The 22,946-nt window shown below is 70.0% G+C and carries 24 protein-coding genes and 1 pseudogene; 16 read left to right on the top strand and 9 right to left on the bottom strand.

The genetic code is table 11. From position 1 onward, the window contains the following. Positions 1-8: 8 nt before the first annotated feature. Entirely contained in the window at positions 9-728 is a 720-nt protein-coding gene (locus tag ACIBX3_RS27365) for a DUF2306 domain-containing protein (protein WP_397121698.1), read from the bottom strand. Positions 729-929: 201 nt separating this feature from the next. Here ACIBX3_RS27365 and ACIBX3_RS27360 point away from each other — a divergent pair, with 201 nt between their 5' ends. The 7 genes from ACIBX3_RS27360 (at position 930) to whiA (ending at position 7,721) form a co-directional block, all read left to right on the top strand. Continuing rightward, positions 930-1,334 carry a Rieske (2Fe-2S) protein gene (locus ACIBX3_RS27360; protein WP_397121696.1) on the top strand — a complete coding sequence of 135 codons (405 nt, stop codon included), beginning with the start codon at positions 930-932 and terminating at the stop codon, positions 1,332-1,334. Positions 1,335-1,447: 113 nt separating this feature from the next. Continuing rightward, on the top strand, positions 1,448-1,945 hold the full coding sequence (locus ACIBX3_RS27355) for a Rieske 2Fe-2S domain-containing protein (RefSeq protein WP_397121694.1): 498 nt from the start codon (positions 1,448-1,450) through the stop codon (positions 1,943-1,945). Between the two features lie 75 nt (positions 1,946-2,020). After that, complete coding sequence (locus tag ACIBX3_RS27350) at positions 2,021-2,437, top strand: Rieske (2Fe-2S) protein (protein WP_397121692.1); 417 nt, start codon at positions 2,021-2,023, stop codon at positions 2,435-2,437. 125 nt (positions 2,438-2,562) lie between these two features. Continuing rightward, a complete protein-coding gene (uvrC, locus tag ACIBX3_RS27345; protein WP_397121772.1) occupies positions 2,563-4,467 on the top strand; it encodes an excinuclease ABC subunit UvrC in 1,905 nt (634 codons plus the stop codon). A 215-nt stretch (positions 4,468-4,682) separates the two neighbouring features. Continuing rightward, a complete protein-coding gene (gene rapZ, locus ACIBX3_RS27340) occupies positions 4,683-5,549 on the top strand; it encodes an RNase adapter RapZ (RefSeq protein ID WP_397121690.1) in 867 nt (288 codons plus the stop codon). Positions 5,550-5,707: 158 nt separating this feature from the next. Then, the gene (yvcK, locus tag ACIBX3_RS27335; RefSeq protein ID WP_397121688.1) at positions 5,708-6,667 is read left to right on the top strand and encodes a uridine diphosphate-N-acetylglucosamine-binding protein YvcK; all 960 of its coding nucleotides are present in this window, start codon (positions 5,708-5,710) and stop codon (positions 6,665-6,667) included. 73 nt (positions 6,668-6,740) lie between these two features. Beyond that, positions 6,741-7,721 carry a DNA-binding protein WhiA gene (gene whiA / locus ACIBX3_RS27330; RefSeq protein WP_397121686.1) on the top strand — a complete coding sequence of 327 codons (981 nt, stop codon included), beginning with the start codon at positions 6,741-6,743 and terminating at the stop codon, positions 7,719-7,721. Between the two features lie 242 nt (positions 7,722-7,963). On the opposite strand, the gene ACIBX3_RS27325 is transcribed toward whiA, so the two are convergent. After that, positions 7,964-8,611: a hypothetical protein gene (locus ACIBX3_RS27325; RefSeq protein ID WP_397121684.1), complete on the bottom strand. Its 648-nt coding sequence runs from the start codon at positions 8,609-8,611 to the stop codon at positions 7,964-7,966. 186 nt (positions 8,612-8,797) lie between these two features. Between ACIBX3_RS27325 and gap the strand changes: the two genes are divergently transcribed. The 5 genes from gap (at position 8,798) to ACIBX3_RS27300 (ending at position 12,619) form a co-directional block, all read left to right on the top strand. Beyond that, positions 8,798-9,802, top strand: coding sequence for a type I glyceraldehyde-3-phosphate dehydrogenase (gene gap, locus ACIBX3_RS27320; RefSeq protein WP_397121682.1), 1,005 nt, complete (start codon positions 8,798-8,800; stop codon positions 9,800-9,802). A gap of 94 nt (positions 9,803-9,896) precedes the next feature. Continuing rightward, entirely contained in the window at positions 9,897-11,084 is a 1,188-nt protein-coding gene (locus ACIBX3_RS27315; protein ID WP_397121680.1) for a phosphoglycerate kinase, read from the top strand. Between the two features lies 1 nt (position 11,085). Beyond that, positions 11,086-11,868: a triose-phosphate isomerase gene (gene tpiA / locus ACIBX3_RS27310; protein ID WP_397121678.1), complete on the top strand. Its 783-nt coding sequence runs from the start codon at positions 11,086-11,088 to the stop codon at positions 11,866-11,868. A gap of 99 nt (positions 11,869-11,967) precedes the next feature. Continuing rightward, the gene (secG, locus tag ACIBX3_RS27305) at positions 11,968-12,198 is read left to right on the top strand and encodes a preprotein translocase subunit SecG (protein WP_185103359.1); all 231 of its coding nucleotides are present in this window, start codon (positions 11,968-11,970) and stop codon (positions 12,196-12,198) included. A 76-nt stretch (positions 12,199-12,274) separates the two neighbouring features. Further along, positions 12,275-12,619, top strand: coding sequence for an RNA polymerase-binding protein RbpA (locus ACIBX3_RS27300; RefSeq protein WP_397121676.1), 345 nt, complete (start codon positions 12,275-12,277; stop codon positions 12,617-12,619). A 62-nt stretch (positions 12,620-12,681) separates the two neighbouring features. On the opposite strand, the gene ACIBX3_RS27295 is transcribed toward ACIBX3_RS27300, so the two are convergent. Together ACIBX3_RS27295 and ACIBX3_RS27290 are read right to left on the bottom strand one after the other, a co-directional pair. Next, on the bottom strand, positions 12,682-14,289 hold the full coding sequence (locus ACIBX3_RS27295; RefSeq protein WP_397121674.1) for an amidohydrolase: 1,608 nt from the start codon (positions 14,287-14,289) through the stop codon (positions 12,682-12,684). 157 nt (positions 14,290-14,446) lie between these two features. Continuing rightward, complete coding sequence (locus ACIBX3_RS27290; protein ID WP_397121672.1) at positions 14,447-15,823, bottom strand: NAD(P)/FAD-dependent oxidoreductase; 1,377 nt, start codon at positions 15,821-15,823, stop codon at positions 14,447-14,449. A gap of 210 nt (positions 15,824-16,033) precedes the next feature. Between ACIBX3_RS27290 and ACIBX3_RS27285 the strand changes: the two genes are divergently transcribed. Further along, positions 16,034-17,056 (top strand): GNAT family N-acetyltransferase, encoded by a 1,023-nt coding sequence (locus tag ACIBX3_RS27285; RefSeq protein WP_397121670.1) that lies wholly within the window; start codon positions 16,034-16,036, stop codon positions 17,054-17,056. Here the strand turns inward: ACIBX3_RS27285 and add are convergent. Then, positions 17,053-18,075, bottom strand: coding sequence for an adenosine deaminase (gene add / locus ACIBX3_RS27280; RefSeq protein ID WP_397121668.1), 1,023 nt, complete (start codon positions 18,073-18,075; stop codon positions 17,053-17,055). The two genes, ACIBX3_RS27285 and add, sit on opposite strands and share 4 nt — an antisense overlap. A 99-nt stretch (positions 18,076-18,174) precedes the next feature. Here add and ACIBX3_RS27275 point away from each other — a divergent pair, with 99 nt between their 5' ends. Beyond that, entirely contained in the window at positions 18,175-18,942 is a 768-nt protein-coding gene (locus ACIBX3_RS27275) for a class I SAM-dependent methyltransferase (protein WP_397121666.1), read from the top strand. A 19-nt stretch (positions 18,943-18,961) separates the two neighbouring features. Here ACIBX3_RS27275 and ACIBX3_RS27270 read toward each other — a convergent pair whose 3' ends face one another. The 3 genes from ACIBX3_RS27270 to ACIBX3_RS27260 are packed head-to-tail and all read right to left on the bottom strand — an operon-like array spanning position 18,962 to position 21,221. Beyond that, positions 18,962-19,537: a TetR/AcrR family transcriptional regulator gene (locus tag ACIBX3_RS27270; protein WP_397121664.1), complete on the bottom strand. Its 576-nt coding sequence runs from the start codon at positions 19,535-19,537 to the stop codon at positions 18,962-18,964. 12 nt (positions 19,538-19,549) lie between these two features. After that, entirely contained in the window at positions 19,550-20,416 is an 867-nt protein-coding gene (locus tag ACIBX3_RS27265; RefSeq protein WP_397121662.1) for an oxidoreductase, read from the bottom strand. A 40-nt stretch (positions 20,417-20,456) separates the two neighbouring features. Next, positions 20,457-21,221: a hypothetical protein gene (locus ACIBX3_RS27260; protein ID WP_397121660.1), complete on the bottom strand. Its 765-nt coding sequence runs from the start codon at positions 21,219-21,221 to the stop codon at positions 20,457-20,459. A 73-nt stretch (positions 21,222-21,294) separates the two neighbouring features. On the opposite strand from ACIBX3_RS27260, the pseudogene ACIBX3_RS27255 reads away from it, so the two are divergent. Then, positions 21,295-21,750 (top strand): annotated as a pseudogene (locus ACIBX3_RS27255) (Clp protease N-terminal domain-containing protein); the annotation flags it as partial. 198 nt (positions 21,751-21,948) lie between these two features. On the opposite strand, the gene ACIBX3_RS27250 reads toward ACIBX3_RS27255, so the two are convergent. Then, positions 21,949-22,110, bottom strand: a complete 162-nt coding sequence (locus tag ACIBX3_RS27250; protein WP_397121658.1) for a hypothetical protein — start codon at positions 22,108-22,110, stop codon at positions 21,949-21,951. Between the two features lie 282 nt (positions 22,111-22,392). On the opposite strand from ACIBX3_RS27250, the gene ACIBX3_RS27245 reads away from it, so the two are divergent. Next, complete coding sequence (locus ACIBX3_RS27245; protein ID WP_397121657.1) at positions 22,393-22,722, top strand: hypothetical protein; 330 nt, start codon at positions 22,393-22,395, stop codon at positions 22,720-22,722. Positions 22,723-22,946: the final 224 nt, after the last annotated feature.

Genomic DNA, 22,946 nt, shown 5'->3' with positions numbered 1-22,946 from the left:
GCAGATGGTCACGCGGCGCGGCGGCGGCGTTCGGCGCCGCCGCGCTCCAGCCACCACTCGGCGAACAGCAGCGGCAGCGTCCAGCCCAGCCAGGCGCTCAGCGCCGCCACCGTGCTCGCCAGCAGTGTCTCGTCGCCGTGGAAGGTCGTCTCCAGCTCCGGCGACAGGGCGATGGTGAACACCACGCCCCACAGCCGGTTCGTGATGATGGACATGGTCAGGGCGAAGCTGCGGACCATCCACCGGCGATGCTCGGCGAACCTGCGCTGCCTGGCCATCCGCCGGCCGGCCAGCGTGCAGCCCAGCCAGAGCAGCGCCAGCACCACGCCGCTGGCGGCCGTCACCGGGCCGAAGTACGGGGTGGTCACGGAGACGATCAATCCCAGCAGGCCTCCGGGGAGGCAGCCGCCGAAGACGTACACGCGGCCGATCACGCGGTGCGCGTGCGGGTGGCGGGCGCGGAACCACGGCCAGATCTGCAGGCAGCAGGTGATCATCGCGATGGAGCCGAAGACCACGTGCAGGGAGAGCACCGCGAAGTGCGGCGGGAAGTAGTCCGGGGCGGGCACGCGGGACTGGCTCGGGTCCATGGAAAGGTACGGCGGCAGCGAGAAGGCGACGAACACGATCGCCACCACTGCCAGTGGCGCCACCCACGGGCGGCGCCACCACCTGGGGCGGGATCGCCGGGCCGGGGCGGCGGGCGGGTGCTCTGCCGAAACGGTCATGGCCGCAAGGCTCGGGGCAGGCGCTGACCGTGGGCTTACCACTCGCTGACGAGCGGCGCCTTTCCGCGGTCGCCACCCGCGCATGGGACCGAGGGGTCCCGCCCATAGAGTTGTTCCCGGGTGAATACCTGACCTGCAGGGGGTCAGCGGCGACGCGAAGGGTCAGCGGCAATCATGACGGTTGAGGGGCGGGGCGCAGCCATGCCCGGAAACGGGCTCGGGCGGCGCGAGGCGCTGGGCGCGGCGGGGATGGCGGCGTGCGGGCTGGCGCTGGCCGGATGCGGCACGGGAGACGCCAAGGCGCAGCCCAACCTCAAGGGCAAGGTCATCGCCAGGACGGCCGACGTGCCCGTGGGGGGCGGCAAGGTCATCGAGGACCTGAGCATCGTGGTGGCGCAACCTGCGCAGGGCGTCTACAAGGCGTACACCTCGGCCTGCACGCACAAGGGCTGCGCGGTCAGCGCTCCCAAGGACAACGTCATCAGGTGCGCCTGCCACGGCAGCGAGTTCGCCGCCGACAGCGGCAAGGCCACCAAGGGCCCCGCGACCGCCCCGCTGGCCTCGTTCCAGGTCAAGGTCGAGGGCGACGGCATCGTGATCGCGTGAACAGGTACGTGAACAGGTAATTGTGCGTGGTCGCCGGGATTGGGTTCGGGCACGCTGAACCGGCGCGAGGGGCCGGACGTACTTGAAGTAGAACCAACCTGGGAGGACACACCATGACGGAAACGACGCGCCGAACGATGATGCTCGGCGCTGGAGGAGCCGGGCTCGCGGCGGTCCTGACGGCGTGTGCCAGCTATGGCTCGCCGACGACGGAGGCGAGTGCGGAGCCACCGGCCGAAGAGCCGACCGACGCGCCGGCGGAGGAGCCGACCGACGAGCCGGCCGAGGAGGCGTCGTCCGCGGCCCCGAAGAAGAAGTCGACGGCGAAGGCGCTGGCGAACACCAGTGACATCCCCGAAGGCGGCGGGAAGATCTTCGAGTCGCAGAAGATCGTGGTCGTGCAGCCGACGGCAGGTGACTTCAAGGCGTTCAGCGCGGTCTGCACGCATGCGGGCTGCACGGTCGGCAGCGTCCAGAACAAGACGATCAACTGTCCTTGCCACGGCAGCAAGTTCAGCATCGAGGACGGCTCTCCCACCGCGGGACCCGCGAGCGATCCGCTCGAGGAGAAAAAGATCACGGTGGATGGAGACAGTATTCGTCTCGCCTGACGAACGTCTCATCATTTTCTCACCTGCGTGCGCTTGGGTGAGCTCATGACAGACGACCTTCGTAGCCGCCGGGCGGTGATCACCGGCGTGGGCGCCGGTGGCCTCGCGCTGGCGATCACCGCCTGCGGCGGCGGTACCGACACCGCGACGACCGCCGGCACCTCCGATTCCGGTGCGACCGCATCCAGCGCGCCCCAAGCGGGTGGTGCGGCGCTGGCCAAGACCGCTGACATTCCCGTGGGCGGTGGCACGATCTTCAAAGACCAGAAGGTCGTCATCACGCAGCCCACCGAGGGCGAGTTCAAGGCGTTCAGCGCGGTCTGCACCCACCAAGGGTGCTCGGTGGGCAGCGTGGAGGGCGACGCGATTGTCTGCCCATGCCACAACAGCAAGTTCAACATCACCGACGGGGCGGTCACCGCGGGGCCGGCCGAGAAGCCGCTGGCCGCGCAGGAGATCAAGGTCGACGGCGATCAGATCACGCTCGCGTAGCACCGTACGTGCGGGGATAGCCCGCCGGGCCGGGTGACGGCGCGGCGGGCCGCTCTCTCCGCGGGCCCACCTTGTCGGTGGGGGCTACTAGGCTTTTGAGCGTGGCGAGATCAGCGGGCAGCCCTTTGAGTTTCCGGCCCACATCGGGCTCGATCCCCGATTCCCCGGGGGTCTACCGGTTCAGGGACGCGCACGGCCGGGTGATCTACGTAGGCAAGGCCAAGAGCCTGCGGCAGCGGCTCAACTCGTACTTCGCGGACTTCTCCGCGCTGCACCCGCGCACCCAGTCGATGCTGACCACGGCCGCCGACGTCGACTGGACCGTCGTCGGCACCGAGGTGGAGGCGCTGCAGCTCGAATACTCCTGGATCAAGGAGTTCGACCCGCGCTTCAACGTGAAATACCGCGACGACAAGTCCTACCCCTACCTCGCGGTCACCCTGGGCGAGGACTTCCCCAGGGTGCAGGTCATGCGCGGGGCCAAGCGCAAGGGCACGCGTTATTTCGGCCCCTACTCGCACGCCTGGGCGATCAGGGAGACCGTCGACCTGCTGCTGCGCGTCTTCCCGGTACGCACGTGCAGCGCCGGCGTGTTCAAGCGGGCCGGGCAGATCGGCCGGCCGTGCCTGCTCGGCTACATCGACAAGTGCTCGGCGCCCTGCGTCGGCCGGGTCTCCCCGGAGGAGCACCGCGCGCTGGCCGAGGACTTCTGCGACTTCATGGCGGGCAACACCGGCCGCTTCATCAAGCGCCTTGAGAAAGCGATGCGCGACGCCGCGGCGGAGCAGGAATACGAGCGCGCCGCCCGGCTCAGGGACGACATCCAGGCCCTGCAGCGGGCGCTGGAGAAGCAGGCCGTCGTGCTCGGCGAGGGCACGGACGCGGACGTGATCGCGCTGGCCGAGGACCCGCTCGAGGCCGCCGTGCAGGTCTTCTACGTGCGTGGCGGCCGCATCCGCGGCCAGCGCGGGTGGGTGGTCGACAAGGTCGAGGAGACCACGCCGGGCGAGCTGGTCGAGCAGTTCCTGCTGCAGATGTACGCCGAGGCCGTCCCCGAGTCGATGCCCCGCGAGGTGCTCGTGCCCGCCCTGCCGCCCGACAGCGAGGCGGTCGCCGAGCTGCTGGGCGAGCAGCGCCGCGCCCGCGTCGACGTGCGCGTGCCGCAGCGCGGCGACAAGAAGTCGCTGATGGAGACCGTCGAGCGCAACGCCAAGGAGTCGCTGGCGCAACACAAGATCCGTCGCGCCAGTGACCTGACCACGCGCAGCAAGGCCCTGCAGGAGATCGCCGACGCGCTCGACCTCGACCAGGCCCCGCTGCGCATCGAGTGCTACGACGTCTCCCACCTGCAGGGGGAGAACGTCGTGGCGTCGATGGTGGTGTTCGAGGACGGCCTGGCGCGCAAGAGCGAATACCGCCGTTTCGCCGTCAAGACCAAGGAGGGCGACGTCGCCTCGATCCACGAGGTGATCTTCCGGCGCTTCCGCCGCTACCTGGAGGAACGCTCCGCGACCGGCGAGCTGGCCGCCGACGACCAGGACGCCCACGGCCCCATCGACCCCGAGACGGGCAAGCCGCGCAAGTTCGCCTACCCGCCCAACCTGGTCGTGGTCGACGGCGCGGGCCCCCAGGCGGCCGCCGCCCAGCGGGCGCTCGACGAGCTCGGCATCGACGACGTGGCCGTGTGCGGGCTGGCCAAGCGGCTGGAGGAGGTGTGGCTGCCCGGCGACGACCAGCCGGTGATCATGCCCCGGTCAAGCGAAGGTCTCTACCTGCTGCAACGCGTGCGGGACGAGGCACACCGGTTCGCCATCACCTACCATCGGTCCAAGAGGTCGAAGACGGTGAAGGAGAGCGCGCTCGACGGCGTGCCCGGCCTCGGCCCGGCCCGCCGGCAGGCGCTGCTCAAGCACTTCGGCTCGGTGAAGAAACTACGCGAGGCCACCGCCGCCGAGATCTGCGAGGTTCCCGGCATCGGCCCGTCCCTCGCCGAGGTGATCGTGTCGACGCTGAAGGGAGAGTCACCGTGATCCGCCACGACGTTCCGGTGGCCGTGCCGGAGCTGCGCGGCCGAGCCGCTATGGTGGATGGCGTGCCGCGATGACCGAGCCGGGCGTGCAGGACGGCCGCCGTGCGGCGAGCGCCCGGGTCGCTGGGCCGTCGGACGGCGCCGGTCAGGGAGGGCGTTGACATGGACACCCGTGAGGGCAGTGCCGGTGACGGGACTGACGGGCGGAAAGAAGCGATGAGCACCGGGCCGGCGTTCGTCATCGTGACCGGCATGTCCGGCGCGGGACGCAGCACCGCGGCCAAGGCGCTGGAGGACCTGGGCTGGTTCGTCATCGACAACCTGCCGCCCGGGCTGCTGTTCGCGATGGCCGAGGAGGCGGGCAAGGTCAAGCTGGCCGCCGACAAGGTGGCGGCCGTCGTCGACGTGCGCAGCCTGGCCTTCACCACCGACCTCAACGCGGCCATCGAGGAGCTCGAAGGGCGCGGGGTGCGGGTGCGCGTCGTGTTCCTGGAGGCCAGCGACGAGGAGTTGGTGCGGCGGTTCGAGAACGTCCGCAGGCCCCACCCGCTCCAGGGCGAGGGGCGGCTGGTCGACGGCATCGCGCGGGAGCGGGGGATCCTGCGCGAAGTGCGGGCCAACGCCGACCTGGTGATCGACACCTCCTCGCACAACGTGCACGACCTGCGCAACAAGATCGTCGCGTACTTCGGCGGGGAGGACCGGCCGGGGCTGCGGCTCAACGTGGTGTCCTTCGGGTTCAAGTACGGCCTGCCGGTAGACGCCGACCTCGTCGTGGACTGCCGGTTCCTCCCCAACCCGCACTGGGTGCCCGAGTTGCGGCCGATGAACGGGCTGGAGACCCCGGTGCGCGACTACGTGCTGGGCCAGCCGGGGGCCAAGGAGTTCCTCGACGCGTACGAGGAGGTCCTGCAGGTGGTCGCGGCCGGTTACGCGCGCGAGGGCAAGAGCTATGCGACGCTGGCGGTGGGGTGCACAGGTGGCAAGCACCGCAGTGTTGCCATGGCCGAGCAGGTGGCCGCCCGCCTGCGCGACCGTGGGATGGAGGTCCAGGTGAGCCACCGGGATGTGGGGCGGGAGTGACCGATGAGGGCTTCGAGGCAGCGGCTTCGCCGGACACAGGCACGGGCGGCGGCCCGGTTCCGATAACGCGCCCGGACGGCGGCGCGCCCTGGGAACGGCGTACGGCCGGGGGCGGGTCTTCGCAAGGACACGCGGCCGAGGCTCCGCTGAGGCACAGCGTGGTGCACCCGCGTGGGCGGCATGTCGAGTTCGGGCCGCGCGTGGTCGCGCTGGGCGGCGGGCACGGGCTGTTCGCGTCCCTGTCCGCCTTACGGATGGTCACCGACAGGCTGACCGCGGTCGTGACCGTCGCCGACGACGGTGGCTCCAGCGGACGGCTGCGTCGTGAGCTCGGCGTGCTGCCGCCTGGCGACCTGCGGATGGCGCTCGCCGCGCTGTGCGGCGACGACGAGTGGGGCAGCACCTGGAGCGAGGTGGTGCAGCACCGCTTCCGCAGCGAGGGTGAGCTGCATGGGCACGCCGTCGGCAACCTGCTGATCGTGGCGCTGTGGGAGCTGCTCGGCGATCCCGTGGCCGGGCTCGACTGGGTCGGGCGGCTGCTGGGCGCACACGGCCGGGTGCTGCCGATGGCGTCGGTGCCACTGGACATCGTGGCCGAGGTGGAGCTCGACGGCGTCATCTCGACCGTACGCGGGCAGGTCGCGTGCGCCCTGACGCCCGGCCGCGTCCAGGCCATCTCTCTCGTGCCCGAAGACCCGCCCGCGCGGCCCGAAGCGGTCGCGGCGGTGCAGGAGGCGGACTGGGTGGTGTTCGGGCCGGGGTCGTGGTTCACCAGCGTGCTGCCGCACCTCAAGGTGCCCGAGCTGGCCAGGGCCCTGCACGAGACCAGGGCCAAGCGGCTCGTCACGCTCAACCTGGCTCCCCAGGCCGGTGAGACCGACGACTTCTCCCCCCAGCAGCACCTGGAGGTGCTCGGGCAGCACGCGCCCGACCTGACGATCGACGTGGTGCTCGCCGACACCGGGGTGGTCGACGACCCCGACGCCCTGGAGAAGGCCGCCGCGGCGCTCGGCGCGCGGCTCGTCATGGCGGACGTGGCCGCCGCCGACGGCTCGCCCAGGCATGACCCACGACGTCTTGCCTCCGTCCTGGACGAGATTTTCCTCCAGAAGCGTTGATCCTGGTCGGCGTGGCGCGAAGGTGCGAGAGACTGACGAGAGCCGGTCTGAATGGGGGAGAGGACTAACGCTTATGGCGATGACAGGAGTGGTGAAAGACGAACTGAGCCGCCTGCCGGTGCTGAAGCCGTGCTGCCGCAAGGCGGAGGTTTCCACGCTGCTGCGGTTCGCCAGCGGCCTGCACCTGGTGGGCGGACGGATCGTGATCGAGGCGGAGCTTGACACCAACGCCACCGCGCGGCGCCTGATCAAGGACATCGGCGAGGTGTTCGGCCACAAGGCCGAGGTGCTCGTGCTCGCGCCCGCCGGCCTGCGCAAGGGCTCTCGCTACGTCGTGCGCGTCTACCGTGACGGTGAGGCGCTCGCCCGCCAGACGGGCCTGATCGACAACCACGGCCGCCCGGTGCGCGGCCTGCCCCGCCAGGTGGTGGCGGGGGCCGCGTGCGATGCGGAGGCCGCTTGGCGCGGGGCCTTCCTCGCGCACGGCTCGCTCACCGAGCCGGGGCGCTCGATGTCGCTCGAGGTCACCTGCCCGGGTCCGGAGGCGGCGCTCGCGCTGGTGGGCTCGGCGCGGCGGCTGAAGATCCACGCCAAGGCGCGTGAGGTGCGCGGCGTGGACCGGGTCGTGGTACGCGACGGTGACGCGATCAGCGCGCTGCTCACCCGGCTCGGAGCCCACGACAGCGTGCTGGCCTGGGAGGAGCGGCGGATGCGCCGCGAGGTGCGGGCCACCGCCAACCGGCTGGCCAACTTCGACGACGCCAACCTGCGTCGGTCGGCGCGGGCCGCGGTGGCGGCCGGGGCGCGGGTGCAGCGAGCGCTGGAGATCCTCGGAGAAGAGGCTCCGGATCACCTGGTGGTGGCAGGGCGGCTGCGGGTGGAGCACAAGCAGGCGTCACTGGAGGAGTTGGGACAGATCGCCGATCCGCCGCTGACCAAGGACGCGATCGCGGGACGGATCCGGCGACTGCTGGCCATGGCCGACAAACGGGCGACCGACCTCGGCATTCCCAACACCGAGGCCAACCTGACCGTGGACATGCTCGCCCCATGAGCGTTTGCTCCGGGCGCCTGATGGTCGCGGTGCCTTGGACATGCGTGCCTTGGACATGCGTGCCTTGGTCAGAGATGCCGCCCTGAGAAAGGCCCCGCGTTCTGAGCGTGGCGCTGAGCGTTGAGGGGCGCTGAGCGTTGCCGGCGCGGTGCTGTGAGGCGGGGTGCGGGCGCCGTGCGGGCGTGGTGGTCTGCGAGGGGGCGGCCACGGGCGGCGCTGCCCGTGGCCGCGGTCGTTCGCGGTCAGTCGCGGGCGGGCTTGCGGGGCGTGAACAGGTTGCCCGCCGGGGACTGGGCCGCCGGGGACTGGGCCGGGGACTGTGCCGGCTCGAAGGGGGCCCGGTACTCCTCCTCCGGCTGCTCCTGCTCCTCTGCCGCCACCTCGGCACGATAGGCGCGGCGGGCGCGGACGACCCGGGCGGTGACCAGCATGAGGGCGGCGAGGGCGGCCACGGCGATGGAGAGCCAGGCCGGCCACGCCTCCGTCAGCCGGGCGCGGTAGAGGGACAGCGCGTAAGGAAGACCTCCGGAGAGGTTGTCCAGGGTGATGTCGTCCAGGTCGAGGGGAAGGCCACGATCGCGGGTGGTGGCGCTCCACATGATCGACGAGCCCGTGATCTGGCCGGCCGCCACCGCGCCTCCCGCGTACAGCGCCGCCACGACGGGCAGGACGGCGCTGCGCCGGCGGCGCGTTCCCACGGTCATGGCGACGATCATGGCGACGACGAGAGACAAGGCCACGGACAGTGGATAGCCGTTGCCGAACACTCTGACAGCGGAGGGAAGGCGGTCCTGGAACATGACGGCCGCCCCCACGGCGGCCGCGCAGATCAGCGCGGCGATGAGACCTGTGGCCAGCCCGCGCAGTAGGCCTGACCGGTTATGTGACATCTCAGCCCCCAGAGAATGCACGAATTTACTCCGATGAGTCGGGCACTTTACTCGAACGGCGCAAAACGTGTGGGTCGAACGGCCATTCACATGGCCGGGGGCTGCAGTGGTCTAAACCAATTTGGGTCCGATAAGGTTCGTGATTGAGGTTTCAGCCCGCCATCTGTTCGAGGAGTTCTGGTTCCCGTGAGCATCCGCGTAGGCGTCAACGGCTTCGGCCGTATCGGTCGCAACTTCTGGCGCGCTGTCGCCGCCAGCGGCAAGGACATCGAGATCGTCGCGGTCAACGACCTGACCGACAACGCGACGCTCGCTCACCTGCTGAAGTACGACAGCATTCTGGGCCGCCTGCCCTACGAGGTGAAGGCGACCAGCGATGAGATCACGGTCGACGGCAAGGCGATCAAGGTCTTCGAGGAGCGCGACCCCGCCAAGCTGCCCTGGGGCGACCTCGGTGTGGACGTGGTCGTCGAGTCGACCGGTCTCTTCACCGACGCCACCAAGGCCAAGGTGCACGCCGACAACGGCGCGAAGAAGGTCATCATCTCCGCTCCGGCGAAGAACGAGGACGTCACGGTCGTCATGGGCGTCAACGACGACACCTATGACCCGGCCAAGCACACGATCATCTCCAACGCCTCCTGCACCACCAACTGCCTGGCGCCGATGGCCAAGGTCCTGCACGACTCCTTCACCATCGAGAAGGGGCTGATGACCACCATCCACGCCTACACCCAGGACCAGAACCTGCAGGACGGCCCGCACAAGGACCTGCGCCGCGCCCGCGCTGCCGCGCTCAACGTGGTGCCCACCTCGACCGGCGCCGCCAAGGCCATCGGCCTGGTCCTGCCCGAGCTCAAGGGCAAGCTCGACGGCTTCGCCATGCGCGTGCCGATCCCCACCGGCTCGGCCACCGACCTCACCGTCGACGTCAGCCGCGAGGTCACGGTGGAGGAGGTCAACGCCGCGGTCAAGGCCGCCGCCGAGGGCCCGCTCAAGGGCATCCTCACCTACACCGAGGACGCGATCGTCTCCTCCGACATCGTCACCGACCCGGCCTCCTGCATCTTCGACGCCGGCCTCACCAAGGTCATCGGCAACCAGGTCAAGGTCGTCGGCTGGTACGACAACGAGTGGGGCTACTCCAACCGCCTCGCCGACCTGATCGAGCTGGTGGGCCGCGACCTCTGATGCCCGACCCCCGAGGGGGCGCCGTCACCTGGCGGCGGCATTTGGGGACCGAGCCCGCCTCACGGAGTGAGGCCATGGACACAGGAGCATGAGCATGCGCACGCTCGAAGATCTCGACGTGAAGGGGCGGCGCGTGCTCGTGCGCGCCGACCTCAACGTCCCCCTCGACGGGGAGACGATCACCGACGACGGCCGCATCCGCGCGTCGGTGCCGACGATCAAGGCACTGGCGGGCAGCGGAGCCAAGGTCGTCGTCTGCGCCCATCTGGGCAGGCCCAAGGGCCAGGTCAATCCGAAGTACTCCCTCAGGCCGGTGGCCGTGCGCCTGGGTGAGCTGCTCGGCCAGGACGTGGCCTTCGCCGCGGACGTGGTGGGCGACAGTGCGCGCGGAGCCGTCGAATCGCTCCAGGACGGCCAGGTCGCACTGCTGGAGAACCTCCGGTTCGAGCCGGGCGAGGAGTCCAAGGACGACGCCGCGCGGGGCGCGTTCGCCGAGAAGCTGGCCGGGCTGGCCGAGCTCTACGTGGGCGACGGGTTCGGCGCGGTGCACCGCAAGCACGCCAGCGTCTACGACGTGCCCGGGCTGCTGCCGCACGCGGCAGGTGGGCTGGTCGTGGCCGAGGTCGAGGTGCTGAGGAAGCTGACCGAGGAGCCCGAGCGGCCCTACGTGGTGGTGCTGGGCGGCGCCAAGGTCTCGGACAAGCTGGGCGTCATCGCCAACCTTCTCGCCAAGGTCGACCGGCTGCTGATCGGCGGCGGCATGGCGTACACCTTCCTCAAGGCCCAGGGCCACGAGGTCGGCAGGTCGCTGCTCCAGGAGGACCAGCTCGACCAGGTGCGCGGCTTCCTCGACGAGGCCCGCGAGCGGGGCGTGGAGCTCGTCCTGCCCGTGGACGTGCTGGCCGCGGTCACGTTCGCCGCCGACGCCGAGCACGAGGTGGTCGAGGCCACCGCGATCCCGGCCGACCGGGAGGGGCTCGACATCGGGCCCGGCACCCGGGAGTTGTTCGCCGCAAAGCTGGCCGACGCGAGGACCGTCTTCTGGAACGGGCCCATGGGCGTGTTCGAGTTCGACGCGTTCTCCGGCGGCACTCGCGCGGTGGCCGAGGCGCTGATCGGTTCCGGCGCCTTCACCGTGGTGGGCGGCGGCGACTCCGCGGCCGCCGTACGCAAGCTGGGGCTCCCTGAGGATGGTTTCGGCCACATTTCCACCGGTGGCGGGGCCAGTCTCGAATACCTTGAGGGAAAGACCCTTCCCGGACTCGCCGCCCTGGAGAACTGAGTTGACCCAACGCAAGCCCCTCATCGCCGGCAACTGGAAGATGAACCTCAATCACCTCGAGGCCATCGCGCTGGTCCAGAAGCTGGCGTTCGCGCTCAACGACAAGGACTTCGACAAGGTCGAGGTCGCCGTCCTGCCGCCGTTCACCGACCTGCGCAGCGTCCAGACCCTGGTGGACGGCGACAAGCTCAGGATCGTGTACGGCGCCCAGGACCTGTCCCAGTACGACGGCGGCGCCTACACCGGAGAGGTGTCGGGCGTGATGCTGGCCAAGCTCGGCTGCACATACGTCACCATCGGCCACTCCGAGCGGCGGCAATACCACGGCGAGGACGAAGACCTGGTCAACGCCAAGGTCCAGGCCGCCTACCGGCACTCGCTGACCCCGATCCTCTGCGTGGGCGAAGGGTTGCCGGTGCGCCAAGAAGGCGGCCACATCGCGCACAGTCTCGGCCAACTCGACGGAGCACTGCGCAAGATCTCGGCCGAGCAGGCAAAATCGATAGTGGTGGCCTACGAACCGGTGTGGGCGATCGGCACCGGCGAGGTGGCCACCCCCGAGGACGCCCAGGAGGTCTGCGGAGCATTGCGGGTCAGACTCGCTGAGCTCTATGACTCCGAAGTGGCCTCGGCGGTCCGTATCCTTTACGGTGGCTCGGTCAAGTCAGGCAATATCGCAGGGATCATGGCACAACCGGATGTCGACGGCGCGCTCGTGGGCGGTGCCAGCATCGACGCCGGAGAGTTCGCCAAGATCTGCCGATTCTCCGATATGCCAGGCTAACTGAGTCGTTCTGGGGGTGCGACTTGACAGCAGGTCGTACCCTCAAGAGGCAAGTTTGAATCGTCACGCGTAACAGAGCATTGAAGGAACAGGCATACCGTGGAACTCGGAATCTCCATCGCCCTCATCCTGGCGAGCCTTCTCATGATCCTGCTCGTCCTGCTCCACAAGGGCAAGGGCGGGGGCCTGTCTGACATGTTCGGCGGCGGCTTCTCGTCGAACTTCGGTGGTTCCTCGGTGGTGGAGCGCAACCTCGACCGGCTGACCGTGATCACGGGCACGATCTGGTTCGTCTGCATCATCGCTCTCGGCCTGCTCATGAGGCCTTGAGCAAAAACTAGTTAACGCGTGACAGTGATTCTCTCCCCGTGTTCCTACGCGGGGCGATCGAGCGAGGAGTTCATCCGTGGGTAGTGGCAACGCGATCCGTGGCAGCCGAGTCGGCGCCGGCCCCATGGGGGAGGCCGAGCGCGGCGAGGCAGCTCCGAGAGTGCGGGTCTCGTTCTGGTGCGCCAACATGCACGAGACGCGCCCCAGTTTCGCCAGTGACGCGGCGGTCCCCGAGACGTGGGACTGCCCACGTTGTGGCCTCCCAGCTGGACAGGACGAGGCGGCCCCGCCTGCCCCGCCGAAGAATGAGCCGTACAAGACGCACCTTGCGTACGTGAAGGAGCGCAGGAGCGACAAGGACGGCAAGGCGATCCTCGAGGAGGCACTGGAGCGCTTGCGCGCCAACAAGTCCCCCTGGTAGTCGAGTCAGCACGAAGGGCCCCGGGTGTGTCCCCGGGGCCCTTCGTGTCTCTCCGGGGCCGCTCAGGGCCGCTCGTGGACCGCCTCGCCGTCCACGAACGTCATCCGCACCCGCGTCGTCCAGATGTCCTCCGGCGGCAGCTCGAACGGGTCGCGGTCCAGGACCACCAGGTCGGCGGGCCGGCCCGGCTCGATGACGCCCGCGGGGGAGCGGTTGATCCAGGCGGAGCCGGACGTGTACGCGGCCATGGCCGTGCCCAGGTCGACGCGCTGTCCGGGCAGGAACGGCGTCTGCGCGGTCGGGTAACCCGCGTGGAGCGAGCCGCCAGGCTCGGTGCGGTTCACGGCCACGTGCATGCCCTGGAGCGGGTCGGCGTTCGAGACCGGCCAGTCGCTGCCGGCGCAGAAGCGCGTGCCGTGGTCGAGCAGGTCCTTGAACGGGTACTGCCACGACGAGCGCGGCTCGCCCAGGTACGGCAGCGTCAGCTCGTCCATCTGGGCGTGATGGGTGGCCCAGAGCGGCTGGAGGTTGGCCGTGACGCCCAGGGCGGCGAAGCGCGGCACGTCCGAGGGCTCGATGATCTGCAGATGCGCGATGTGGTGGCGGTTGGCGGGGTCCGTGCCCTCGAAGCTGTCCAGGGCCTCGCGTACGGCCCGCTCGCCGATGGCGTGGAAGTGCACCTGGAAGCCGCGCTCGTCCAGCGCGGCGACGTACTCCTTGAGCTTGTGCGGGTCCACGTACGACAGGCCCGTGCCGCCGCACAGGCAGTACGGCTCCAGCGTCGCGGCCGTGAAGTTCTCCGTGATGCCGTCCTGCATGATCTTGACGGACGTGGCCGTGAACCGGTCCAGGCCCCCGGCCGCGGCCCGGCGCTCCACCAGGTCGTCGACCTGGTCCAGGCCGCGCGTACGGTCCCACCACAGGGCACCCACCACGCGGGCCTTGAGCCGTCCCTGGCGGGCCGCGGACAGGTAGGTGGGGAGTTGGTCGCCGGAGCCCGCGTACGAGCCCACGATGGCGTCCTGCCAGCCTGTGATGCCCAGCGAGAACAGGTGGCGCTGGGCCTCCGCCAGCGCGTCGTCCAGGTCCTCGGCGGTGGGACGGGGGGTGAGCAGGCCGACGAGGTCCATCGCGCCCTCGTGCAGGACACCTGTCGGGGTGCCGTCGGCGTCGCGCTCGATGCGGCCGTCCACTGGGTCCGGCGTGTTCTTCGTGATGCCGGCCAGGTCCAGGGCGCGGCTGTTGACCCAGGCGGCGTGGTGGTCGCGCTGGATCAGGTAGGCGGGGCGGTCGAGGAAGTCGAGGTGCTCGCGGTGGGGCAGACCGCCGGGGAACGCCGACATGTCCCAGCCGCCGCCGTCGATCCACTCCTTGTCCTGATTTTCCGCGGCGTAGTCAGTGATCTTGGCTAGGTATTCATCCAGGCCGAAGATCTCTGACAAATCGCACTTCGCTCGTTCCAGGCCTGCCTGGACCGGGTGCACGTGCGCGTCCGTGAAACCCGGTGTCAGGAGGCCGCCGTTCAGGTCCACCGTGTCGTGGGACGGGGTGAGGCGGGACAGCTCCGCCTCGGGCCCCACGGCTGTGATCACGCCGTCCTTCACCAGCACGGCCGCTTGCAGGACACCTTCCGGGGTGTAGACGCGCCCTCCTCGGAAGAGGATGTTCATCGAGGTCTCCTTCGTGGTCGCTCGCCGCCGCCTGCCGGGGGCGCGACGTCTATCCTGCCGCCGCCCTGCCGCCGCCCTGCCGCCGCTGGGCCGCCTCACGGCGGGCCCCGCCTCCAGGCCGCCTGGCCCGCACGGACCGCCTGGCGAGGCGGGGTGGTCAGTGGCCGGTGATGAGGTCGGCGAACCGGGCCAGGGCCGAGGTGCGGGGCATGGAGCGCTCGCGGTGGTCGGCCGCCCGGTACAGGCGGTACATCGTGTGGACGCCCAGCCAGCGCAGGGGCTCCGGTTCCCAGCGGCGGACCCTGCGGCCCACCCACGGCAGCGTCGTCAGGTCCGTCTGATCGCCGAGGATCAGGTCGCGCAGGGTACGGCCGGCCAGGTTGGTCGTGGTGACGCCGTGGCCGGTGTAGCCGCCGGCCCAGCCCAGGCCCGTCGCCGGGTTCACGTGGACGGTCGAGCACCAGTCGCGGGGCACCCCGAGCACGCCCGACCAGGCGTGCGCGACCGACGTCGAGCGGGCGGCGGGGAAGAACTCGGTCAGCAGGCCCCACAGCGCCTCGACCGTCCACTCGTGGGTGTGGCCGCGGGCGTCGACGCGGGATCCGTACAGGTAGGGGCGGCCGCGGCCGCCGAAGGCGATGCGGTCGTCGGCGGTGCGCTGGGCGTACATGTAGTAGTGTGCCATGTCGCCGAGCAGCTCGGCGCCGCGCCAGCCGACCTCGTCCCAGAACGACGGCGGGAGGGGCTCAGTGACGATCATGGAGCTGTTCATGGGGAGCCACTGGCGGCGCAGGCCGGGCAGGCGGGCGGTGAAGCCCTCCGTGGCGCGGATCACGTACTCGGCCGTCACGGTGCCGTACGGGGTGACCGCGCGGTGCGGGGCGATCTCCGTGACCGGGGTGCGCTCGTAGATGGGCACGCCGAGCTCGCGTACGACCCCGGCCAGGCCCTGGGCCAGCTTGGCGGGCTGGATGCGGGCGCAGTGCGGGCTCCAGGACGCGGCCAGGGCCCCGGCCACCCGCACGTGCTGCGCCGGCTCCACCAGCTGCAGGTCCGTCTCGTCGATGCCCCACGCGCGGGCCTCCGACACCGACTCGCGCAGCCGGGCGGCCTGGGCGGAAGTGCGGGCCACGTTCACGACACCGCCCTTGACCAGGTCGCAGTCGATGCCCTCCTTCTCGCAGACCGCGATGACCTCGTCGATCGAGGCGTACATCTCGCGCTGCAGCCGCCGCGCGCCCTCGCCGTACCGCTCGTGCGAGCCGGCCAGGTCGCCGGTCAGCCAGCCGCCGTTGCGGCCGGAGGCGCCGAATCCGGCGAACTCCTGCTCCAGCAGGACGACGCGGAGGGACGGGCGGGCGCGCTTGAGGTAGTACGCGGTCCACAGGCCCGTGTACCCGGCCCCGACGACGGCCACGTCCGCCTCCAGGTCGCCGTCGAGCCTGGGGCCGGGCGCGGGCACGCCGGTGGACCGGTACCAGAAGGACACGTCGCCGTTCACGAACTCCGACGACAAGGGAACACGCACGCTCATGCCCCCGTATCCTGCTATATCCGGACACTGTGCCGCATCTCACGACGAAATTCGTGATGGATCCTCAACGGAGTCCTACGTCGCGTGGCGCTCGCTGGCGGAGCAAGCGGGAAAACAACCATCTCCGGCAATATCTGGATATACAGGTTCATTCCATGACGAAACATGTCGTTAGCGGAGGCGTAACAGCTCCCCGGCATGCTCGAAGACATGGGATTCTTGCGCATCCGCACCACGGTGGACGAGCGGCCCGGGCGGCTGGCCTCCCTCGCTTCGGCCCTTGCCGACAGGGGCGGCAACATCCTCGGCCTGAGCGTGCAGTCCGACACCGACGGAACCGTTGACGAGTTCGTCGCCGACATCCCCGCCAACCCCGAGACCGTGCGCGAGGCGCTGGAGGCGGCCGGCGGCCGCCGCGTCCAGGTGGTCCCCGCCACGGCTCACGAGCTGACCGACGAGCCCACCAGGGCGCTGCTGCTGGCTTCCAGGCTGCGCTCGATGCCGTGGCGGCTGCCCGAGCTGCTGGCGGAGCTGCTGCGCGCGGACGACGCCCGGTGGATCTATGGTGAAGCGGTGAGTGATCTCCCCGACCCGACCCAGCTCATCGTCCCCGTGGCCGCCCGGCGGGCTGTCCGCCTGCGCCGCGCGGACCTGGCGTTCACCCTGACCGAGGCGGCCAGGGCCGCGTCCTTCGCCAGGCTCGCCCAGCCGGCGGCCGAGCAGAACGGCACCGAGCGCGCGGTCAAGCTCGCCGACGGTACGGAGGCCACGATCCGCCCGCTCACCTCGATCTACCGCGAGGCCGTACGCGATCTGCACGACAGGTGCTCGCCCGAGTCGCGCAGGTTCCGCTACTTCACCTCGATGCCCGCGATGCCGGCCCGCATGTTCGACCGGCTGTGCGACAGGAGCAGGGGATATTCGATGGTCGCGGGGCACGACGGGCAGGTCGTGGCGATGGCCAACCTGCTGTTCACTCCCGACCCCGGCATCGCCGAGATGGCGTTCCTCATCGAGGACCGCTGGCAGGGGCGCGGCCTGGGCGCCGCGATGGCCAGGATGCTGGTGCGGGCGGCCCGCGATCTCGGGTACGCCGAGGTCAGAGCCACCATGCTGTCCGACAACACCAGGATGCGCAGGCTGCTGATCTCCCTGGGCGCCACGCTCGGCTACACCGAGGACCCCGGCGTCGTGGAGGCCAGGCTGCCCGTCGGCGCGATGGCGTCAGCCTAAGAGCCGCTCGCGACCAGCGCGTCGATTTCCGCGAGGAGGGCTTGCTTGCGCTCCTCCACCAGGTACGAGGCCTGGACGCCGTTCTTGGCCAACTGGGCGAGGTCCGCCTTGCCGAGGCCGAGGGCCTCGGCCGCCACCCGGTACTCGTTCGCCAAAGTGGTGGCGAACATGGGCGGGTCGTCGCTGTTCAGCGTCACGTACAGGCCCTCCTCCAGCATGCGGGGCAGCGGATGGTCCTCGATGCGGGCGATCTGGCCCGTGCAGAGGTTCGAGGTCGGGCAGACGTCCAGGGGGAGCTGGGTGTCGCGCAGGTGGGCGACCAGGCGGGGGTCGGCGAGGCAGTTGATGCCGTGGCCGATGCGCTCGGCGCCGTAACCCTCGATGACCTCCCAGATCGTCTCCGGGCCGCTCATCTCGCCGCCGTGCGGGAGGCTGTGCAGGCCGGCGGCGCGGGCGGCGGAGAACGCCGCGCGGTAGGCGTCGCGGAACTTCGGACGTTCCTGTTCGATGCCGCCGATGCCGAAACCTACCAGCGCGGCGGGAGGTTCCTGGAGGGCGTGCTCGACGGTGATCTTGGCGGCCTCCTCGCCGTACTCGCCGGGGATGTCGAAGATGTACGCCATCTCCACGCCGTGGTCGGTCAGCGAGCGGCGGGCGGCCAGGTCGAGGGCCTCGGTGACCTCCCGCATGGGCAGGCCGACGACGTGGTGGGCGTACGGCGTGACCTGCAGCTCCACGTAGCGGGCGCCCTGGGGCGCGAGGTCGCGGGCCAGGCCGAGGACGAGGGTGGCCACGTCCTCCGGCTCGCGTACGAGGCGGTTGACGGCCCGGTACACCTGGGCGAAGTGCGGGAAGTCGCGGAAGCTGTAGAAGCGGCGCAGCTCCTCCTCGGTCGAGGGGACGTTGCTGCCGGGGTGGCGGCGCGCCAGCTCCAGCACGGTGGGGACCGAGGCCGAGCCGACCAGGTGGACGTGGAGCTCGACCTTGGGTAGCGCGTCGATGAAGGCGTCGATGGTCATGGCGACGACCATAAGGCCGACATTTCCGCATTTAATAGCCTTTGGGCCGCAATTTGACACCAGAATGTTAGGTTCGCGAATTGGGCTACGCTGCATCGTGTGACTGACGCCGAAGCGTACGACCGCGGCTTCGCCCAGCTGAGCTCCCACACGGTCGGCCCGCTGCTGACGCGGGCACACGCGGCCCGCCTGCTCGACGTCGGGTGCGGCACCGGCGTGGTGACGGCGGCGGCGCTCGCCCTCGGGGCCGAGGTCACCGCGGTGGACGCCGATCCGGTCATGCTGGAGCTGATCGCGCGCCGCCACCCCTACGCGACGATCCGGCGGGCGGCGCTTCCCGAGCTGCCGTTCCGTGACGAGGAGTTCGACGCCGTAGTGGGAAATTACGTGATCAATCACGTGCCCGACACCGCGGAGACGCTCAAGGAGCTGCACCGCGTGCTGCGGCCGGGCGGGACGGTCGCCCTGACGTGGTGGAAAGCCGACGAGATGACCGCCACGAACGTCTTCGCCGACGCCATCGAGGCGGCCGGGGTGTCGTACGCGCCCCCGCCCCGCCCCTTCACCGCCAACGACACACCGGCTCGCTTCACCGCCCTGCTCGCGGGGGCGGGATTCGAGGGAGCGGCCGTGGAGACCGTGCGGTGGCGGCACCAGGTGGATCTCAGTGCCTGGTGGACGAACATCGTGCAGGCCGGCGGGGCGCGGTTCGCGGTGATCTCCAGGCAGCTGCCGGAGACCGCCGAGCGGATCAAGGCCCATTACGCGCGGCTGGCGGCCCCGTACGCGCGGCGGGGCTTCCCGGTGTGCGCCCATCTGGCGTACGCCACGCGTGCTGCCGACTCACCGGCCCACGCCGCCGGCTGAGCGGATCGGCCCGCGCCGGTCAGCTCGCCGGCCAGGCGTGCACCACCGGCGCCAGGACCCCGTCGACGGACTCCTCGACGAACGCCTCGTCGAACGGCGGCCCGCTGAAGATCATGCGATGCCAGACCAGCGCCTCGGCGACCGCGAACAGCCGCGCCGGGTCGACCGGCCCGGCCAGCTCGCCCCGCTCCACCGCCCGCTCGATCAGCGCCTTGACGTCGCTCAGATCCTTCGTCGGCATGTGCGCGCGCAGCGTGCGCGCCAGCTCCTGGTGCGACACCAGCGTCGAGGACAGCCCGATGATCAGCGTGTGCTTGCGTTCCACGGCCTCGCACAGCCCGCGGAAGATCGCGGCAAGATCGCCGCGGAGCGAGCCGGTGTCCCGCCCCGCCGGCGCGTCCATGTCGAAGCGCCGGCAGATGACGTCCACCACCAGCTCGGGCTTGCCCGCCCAGCGCCGGTAGATGGTGGCCTTGCTGGCCCTGGCCCGCTTGGCGATCCGGTCGACCGACATGCGGTCGTAGCCGACCTCCGACAGCAGCTCCATCGTGGCGTCGAGAATGGCCCTTTCACGCTCGGGGTCGAGTGGAGCCACGTACACGTCCTTCTAGCTGTAGGCGATCTCGTTGAATGTTACGCCGGTCAGCTCGGTGGACACGTTCCACAGCCGCCCGGCCAGCTCCTCCGACCTGGCCGCCTGCGAGGGCGTGAGGCGCTTGAGCTTGGGGCCGATGAACTCGCCACCGCGGATGTCGGGCGAGGTGGCGGCGTACAGCGAGGGCACCGCGCCGGCCGCGGCCGACTTCATGAAGATCCCCATGAGGAACTGGAACGGGCCGAGCTTGACGATGTTCGTGGCGGTGACACCGGGGTGGGTGGCGACGGAGATCAGGTCCGCCCCGGCCTTCTCGGCGCGCCGCTTCAGCTCCAGCATGAAGAGCAGGTTGGCCAGCTTGGACCGCCCGTACGCGCTGAAGCGCCCATATCCGTGCTTCAGGTCCAGGTTGTCGAAGTCCAGCTTTCCCGCGGCGTGCGCGTCGCTGGAGACGGTCACCACGCGCGCGCCCGGGCGGGCCAGCAGCTTCGGCAGCAGCAGCCCGGTGAGCGCGAAGTGCCCGAGGTGGTTGGTGCCGAACTGCATCTCGAAGCCGTCCTTGGTCTCCTGCCTGGCCCCCGTGAGGACGCCCGCGTTGTTGATCAGCAGGTCCACCGTGCCGACGCCGGCGGCGAACTCCCTGACCGAGGCCAGGTCGGCCAGGTCGAGGTGGCCGTACTCGACCTGCGCCCCGGGCACGTCCCGCTGGATCTGCGCCACCGTGGCCTTGCCCCTCTCCGGCGAGCGCGCGGCCACGACGACGTGCGCACCGTGTTTGGCCAGCTCGAGCGCGGTGGGCATGCCGATGCCGCTGTTCGCGCCGGTCACGACGGCGGCCTTGCCGGTGAGGCCGGGCATGGAGTCAGGGGTCCAGTTCATCGCCACTCCAGGTGTACGAAACCGTTTCGTACACCATAGCTCATCGATCCAGCCGCCGGCGTGCGTGCCGCTCCTCGCGCCGGGCCACCTCCAGCCGGTTCCGCGCGTCGTCGAGCTTCTTGCGGGCCTTGGTGAGCTTGCGCTCCAGCTCGGCGACCCTCTCGGCGCGCTCGTCGTACTCCTGCTGGGCCGCCTCCAGCGCCTCGCGCCACTCCCGGTGCGCCGCCTCGGCCGCCTCGCGCTCCCTGGCCTTCCTGGCCTCGGCCTCCTCGCGTTCCCTGGCCTCGGCCGCCTCGTACTCGGGTGTGGGCTTCGCCCTCCTGGTGGGCCGCTCGCGGAGGATCGGGGCGGGCGCGAAGCCGCTGTAGCTGAGCGGCTTGACCAGGTGGCCGCGGCGCACCTGGCCGGCCGCGCCGGCGTCGACGACGGCCGCGTCCAGGGTCTGGTCGACCTCGGCGGCCGCCGCGGGCGACAGGTCGCCCGCCTGCCTGATGAGCCTGCTCAGCCTCCCGGTGACCGCGCCCCGGCGCTGGGTCAGCTCGGCCAGCGCGTCGGCGTCCTGCTCCTGCCAGGCGGCGCGCAGCCGCTCCCCCACGTCGAGCAGCTCGGCCAGGTCCTCCGGGTGCCGGCGGGCGATCTTGTTCACGGCCCAGGCCGACACCGTGGGCTTGCGGAGTTTCGCGATGTCGCGGGCAAGCGGTACGTCGCCCGCCTCCTTGGCCGCGCGGGCCTCGGCCTCGCGTGCGGCGGTGAATTCCGGTGGCGGGAGCGCATAGAGGCGGTCCGCCACCTCGTCAAGATCCACACTGAACAAATACCCCACATGGCCGGGTTTCTAGCGCATAGTGGAGGCAGCTCCAGCCGAATGGAGGCATCCGGTGTTCGAACGCTTCACCGACCGCGCGCGCAGGGTCGTCGTCCTCGCTCAGGAGGAGGCGCGGATGATGAACCACGGCTACATCGGCACGGAACACATCTTGCTCGGCCTCATCCACGAGGGCGAGGGGCTGGCCGCCCTGGTGCTCGACAGCTGTGGGGTGGAGCTGGAGCACGTACGCACGTTCGTCGCCCGCGAGTCGGGCAGCGACGGGAAGCCGCCGAGCGGGCACATCCCGTTCACCCAGCGCGCCAAGAAGGTCCTGGAGCTGTCGCTGCGCGAGGCGCTCCAACTGCGCCACAACTACATCGGCACCGAGCACATCCTGCTCGGGCTGATCAGGGAGGGTGAGGGGCTGGCCGCCCAGGCGCTCGCGGACGCGGGCGCCGACCTCGCGGACATACGCCAGCGCCTGCTCGAACGCGTCGGCCGCGGCGGCTCCAAGGAGCACGCCGCCGAGATGTTCTTCCCGGGCCCGCGCGTGCTGAACGACCGCCTCACCCAGATCCAGGAGAGCCTGGAGCGCATCGAACGGCACCTGGGCATCGCGCCGCCCGCCGAGGAGCCCGAGAAGCGACGGGATGAGGAGGGGGCCTGAGGGGTGGCATCCCGTAATGGGGACGGCCGAGTCTTCCTGGTCTCGGTCGCCAGGTAGTCACACGGTGATGTGGAGTTTGAGGTTGTGGAGCCCGTAGACGGCCCGCTCCTGGTCCAGCCATCGCATTCCCTCCCCGGGCACGGGGTTGTAGTGCCCCTCTGGAAGGACCCACCGGACACTCGGGTTGCGCTCGCGGAAACACGGCCTGTCTCCGGTCATCCTCGTCATCGCGACCACCAGTACATGATCATGCGTCGCCCTCCGGTGCCCTCTCTCAGATGGCCGGCGTTTCAAGGACAGGTGAGGCGACATGGTCCCAAGATGGCCTCGCGTTCTCCGTATGGATCGATAAGGAGGGCGACGGCCGCCTAGGATGGTACGTCAATATCGGAGACGCTAAATTTTTCGATGCGATGAGGGAATTCGGCGGTATGTCCGTCAGAGTACGGGCACTCGACGAAGGCCATCTCATCTGGCCGGTAGGGCAAAGATCCGGATGCGTTGAACGCGCTTGCCGATGAACTGCGGCAGGGAGTTGCCTTCGTACGAGACAGAGAAGATCTCGCCCGGGCTCTCGCCGAGAAAGCCGATGTCATCCGTGGACAGGTGTACGCGTGGCAGCCGGATGCCGGCTATCCCGCACGGCTGGTTCAGGCCCTCATGCCGGCCAGGGACATGCATGCCGACGAGCTCGTGATGTCGGTGCTCGATAAACTGTCGAGCGATCCCATCGTTCTTGACGACGGCTCTCGGCTGAATATCCAGAAATCGGCACGAAGTTGGGCCAAACAATATGCCAAGGCGCCCGGTTTCGATATTCCCCTGACGTGATGTGATCCGAAAGTCATTCAAGGCACGGCCATGGACAATAGCGCGCTCGCGGCCGCGGCGTCAGGCGGCGAGGCGCCGTTCAAATGTGCGTCATCCATGGTGGACGGCACCACGCCGCTTGGGAGGCACTACAACGGCGTTCCCATTCTGCGCGTACCCATCGCCTGAGAGGTCTGGATCTCGAGCCCGATCCGCGTCGGATTCGAAGGCGATGCCAGCAAGAT

Origin of the sequence: Nonomuraea sp. NPDC049480 (assembly GCF_044465905.1) — a bacterium.
GTDB lineage: Bacteria > Actinomycetota > Actinomycetes > Streptosporangiales > Streptosporangiaceae > Nonomuraea.
This window is presented reverse-complemented; position numbering and strand designations above follow the sequence as displayed.

What these genes read in the sequence shown, in the direction of transcription:
- whiA (WP_397121686.1), top strand. Translation starts at nt 6,741, where the DNA reads ATGGCGATGACAGGAGTGGTGAAAGACGAACTGAGCCGCCTGCCGGTG.
- ACIBX3_RS27290 (WP_397121672.1), bottom strand. Translation starts at nt 15,823, where the DNA reads ATGAGCGTGCGTGTTCCCTTGTCGTCGGAGTTCGTGAACGGCGACGTG.
- ACIBX3_RS27250 (WP_397121658.1), bottom strand. Translation starts at nt 22,110, where the DNA reads ATGACCGGAGACAGGCCGTGTTTCCGCGAGCGCAACCCGAGTGTCCGG.
- rapZ (WP_397121690.1), top strand. Translation starts at nt 4,683, where the DNA reads ATGAGCACCGGGCCGGCGTTCGTCATCGTGACCGGCATGTCCGGCGCG.
- ACIBX3_RS27355 (WP_397121694.1), top strand. Translation starts at nt 1,448, where the DNA reads ATGACGGAAACGACGCGCCGAACGATGATGCTCGGCGCTGGAGGAGCC.
- ACIBX3_RS27285 (WP_397121670.1), top strand. Translation starts at nt 16,034, where the DNA reads ATGGGATTCTTGCGCATCCGCACCACGGTGGACGAGCGGCCCGGGCGG.
- ACIBX3_RS27295 (WP_397121674.1), bottom strand. Translation starts at nt 14,289, where the DNA reads ATGAACATCCTCTTCCGAGGAGGGCGCGTCTACACCCCGGAAGGTGTC.
- ACIBX3_RS27365 (WP_397121698.1), bottom strand. Translation starts at nt 728, where the DNA reads ATGACCGTTTCGGCAGAGCACCCGCCCGCCGCCCCGGCCCGGCGATCC.
- ACIBX3_RS27315 (WP_397121680.1), top strand. Translation starts at nt 9,897, where the DNA reads ATGCGCACGCTCGAAGATCTCGACGTGAAGGGGCGGCGCGTGCTCGTG.
- ACIBX3_RS27360 (WP_397121696.1), top strand. Translation starts at nt 930, where the DNA reads ATGCCCGGAAACGGGCTCGGGCGGCGCGAGGCGCTGGGCGCGGCGGGG.
- add (WP_397121668.1), bottom strand. Translation starts at nt 18,075, where the DNA reads ATGACCATCGACGCCTTCATCGACGCGCTACCCAAGGTCGAGCTCCAC.
- ACIBX3_RS27325 (WP_397121684.1), bottom strand. Translation starts at nt 8,611, where the DNA reads ATGTCACATAACCGGTCAGGCCTACTGCGCGGGCTGGCCACAGGTCTC.
- ACIBX3_RS27265 (WP_397121662.1), bottom strand. Translation starts at nt 20,416, where the DNA reads ATGAACTGGACCCCTGACTCCATGCCCGGCCTCACCGGCAAGGCCGCC.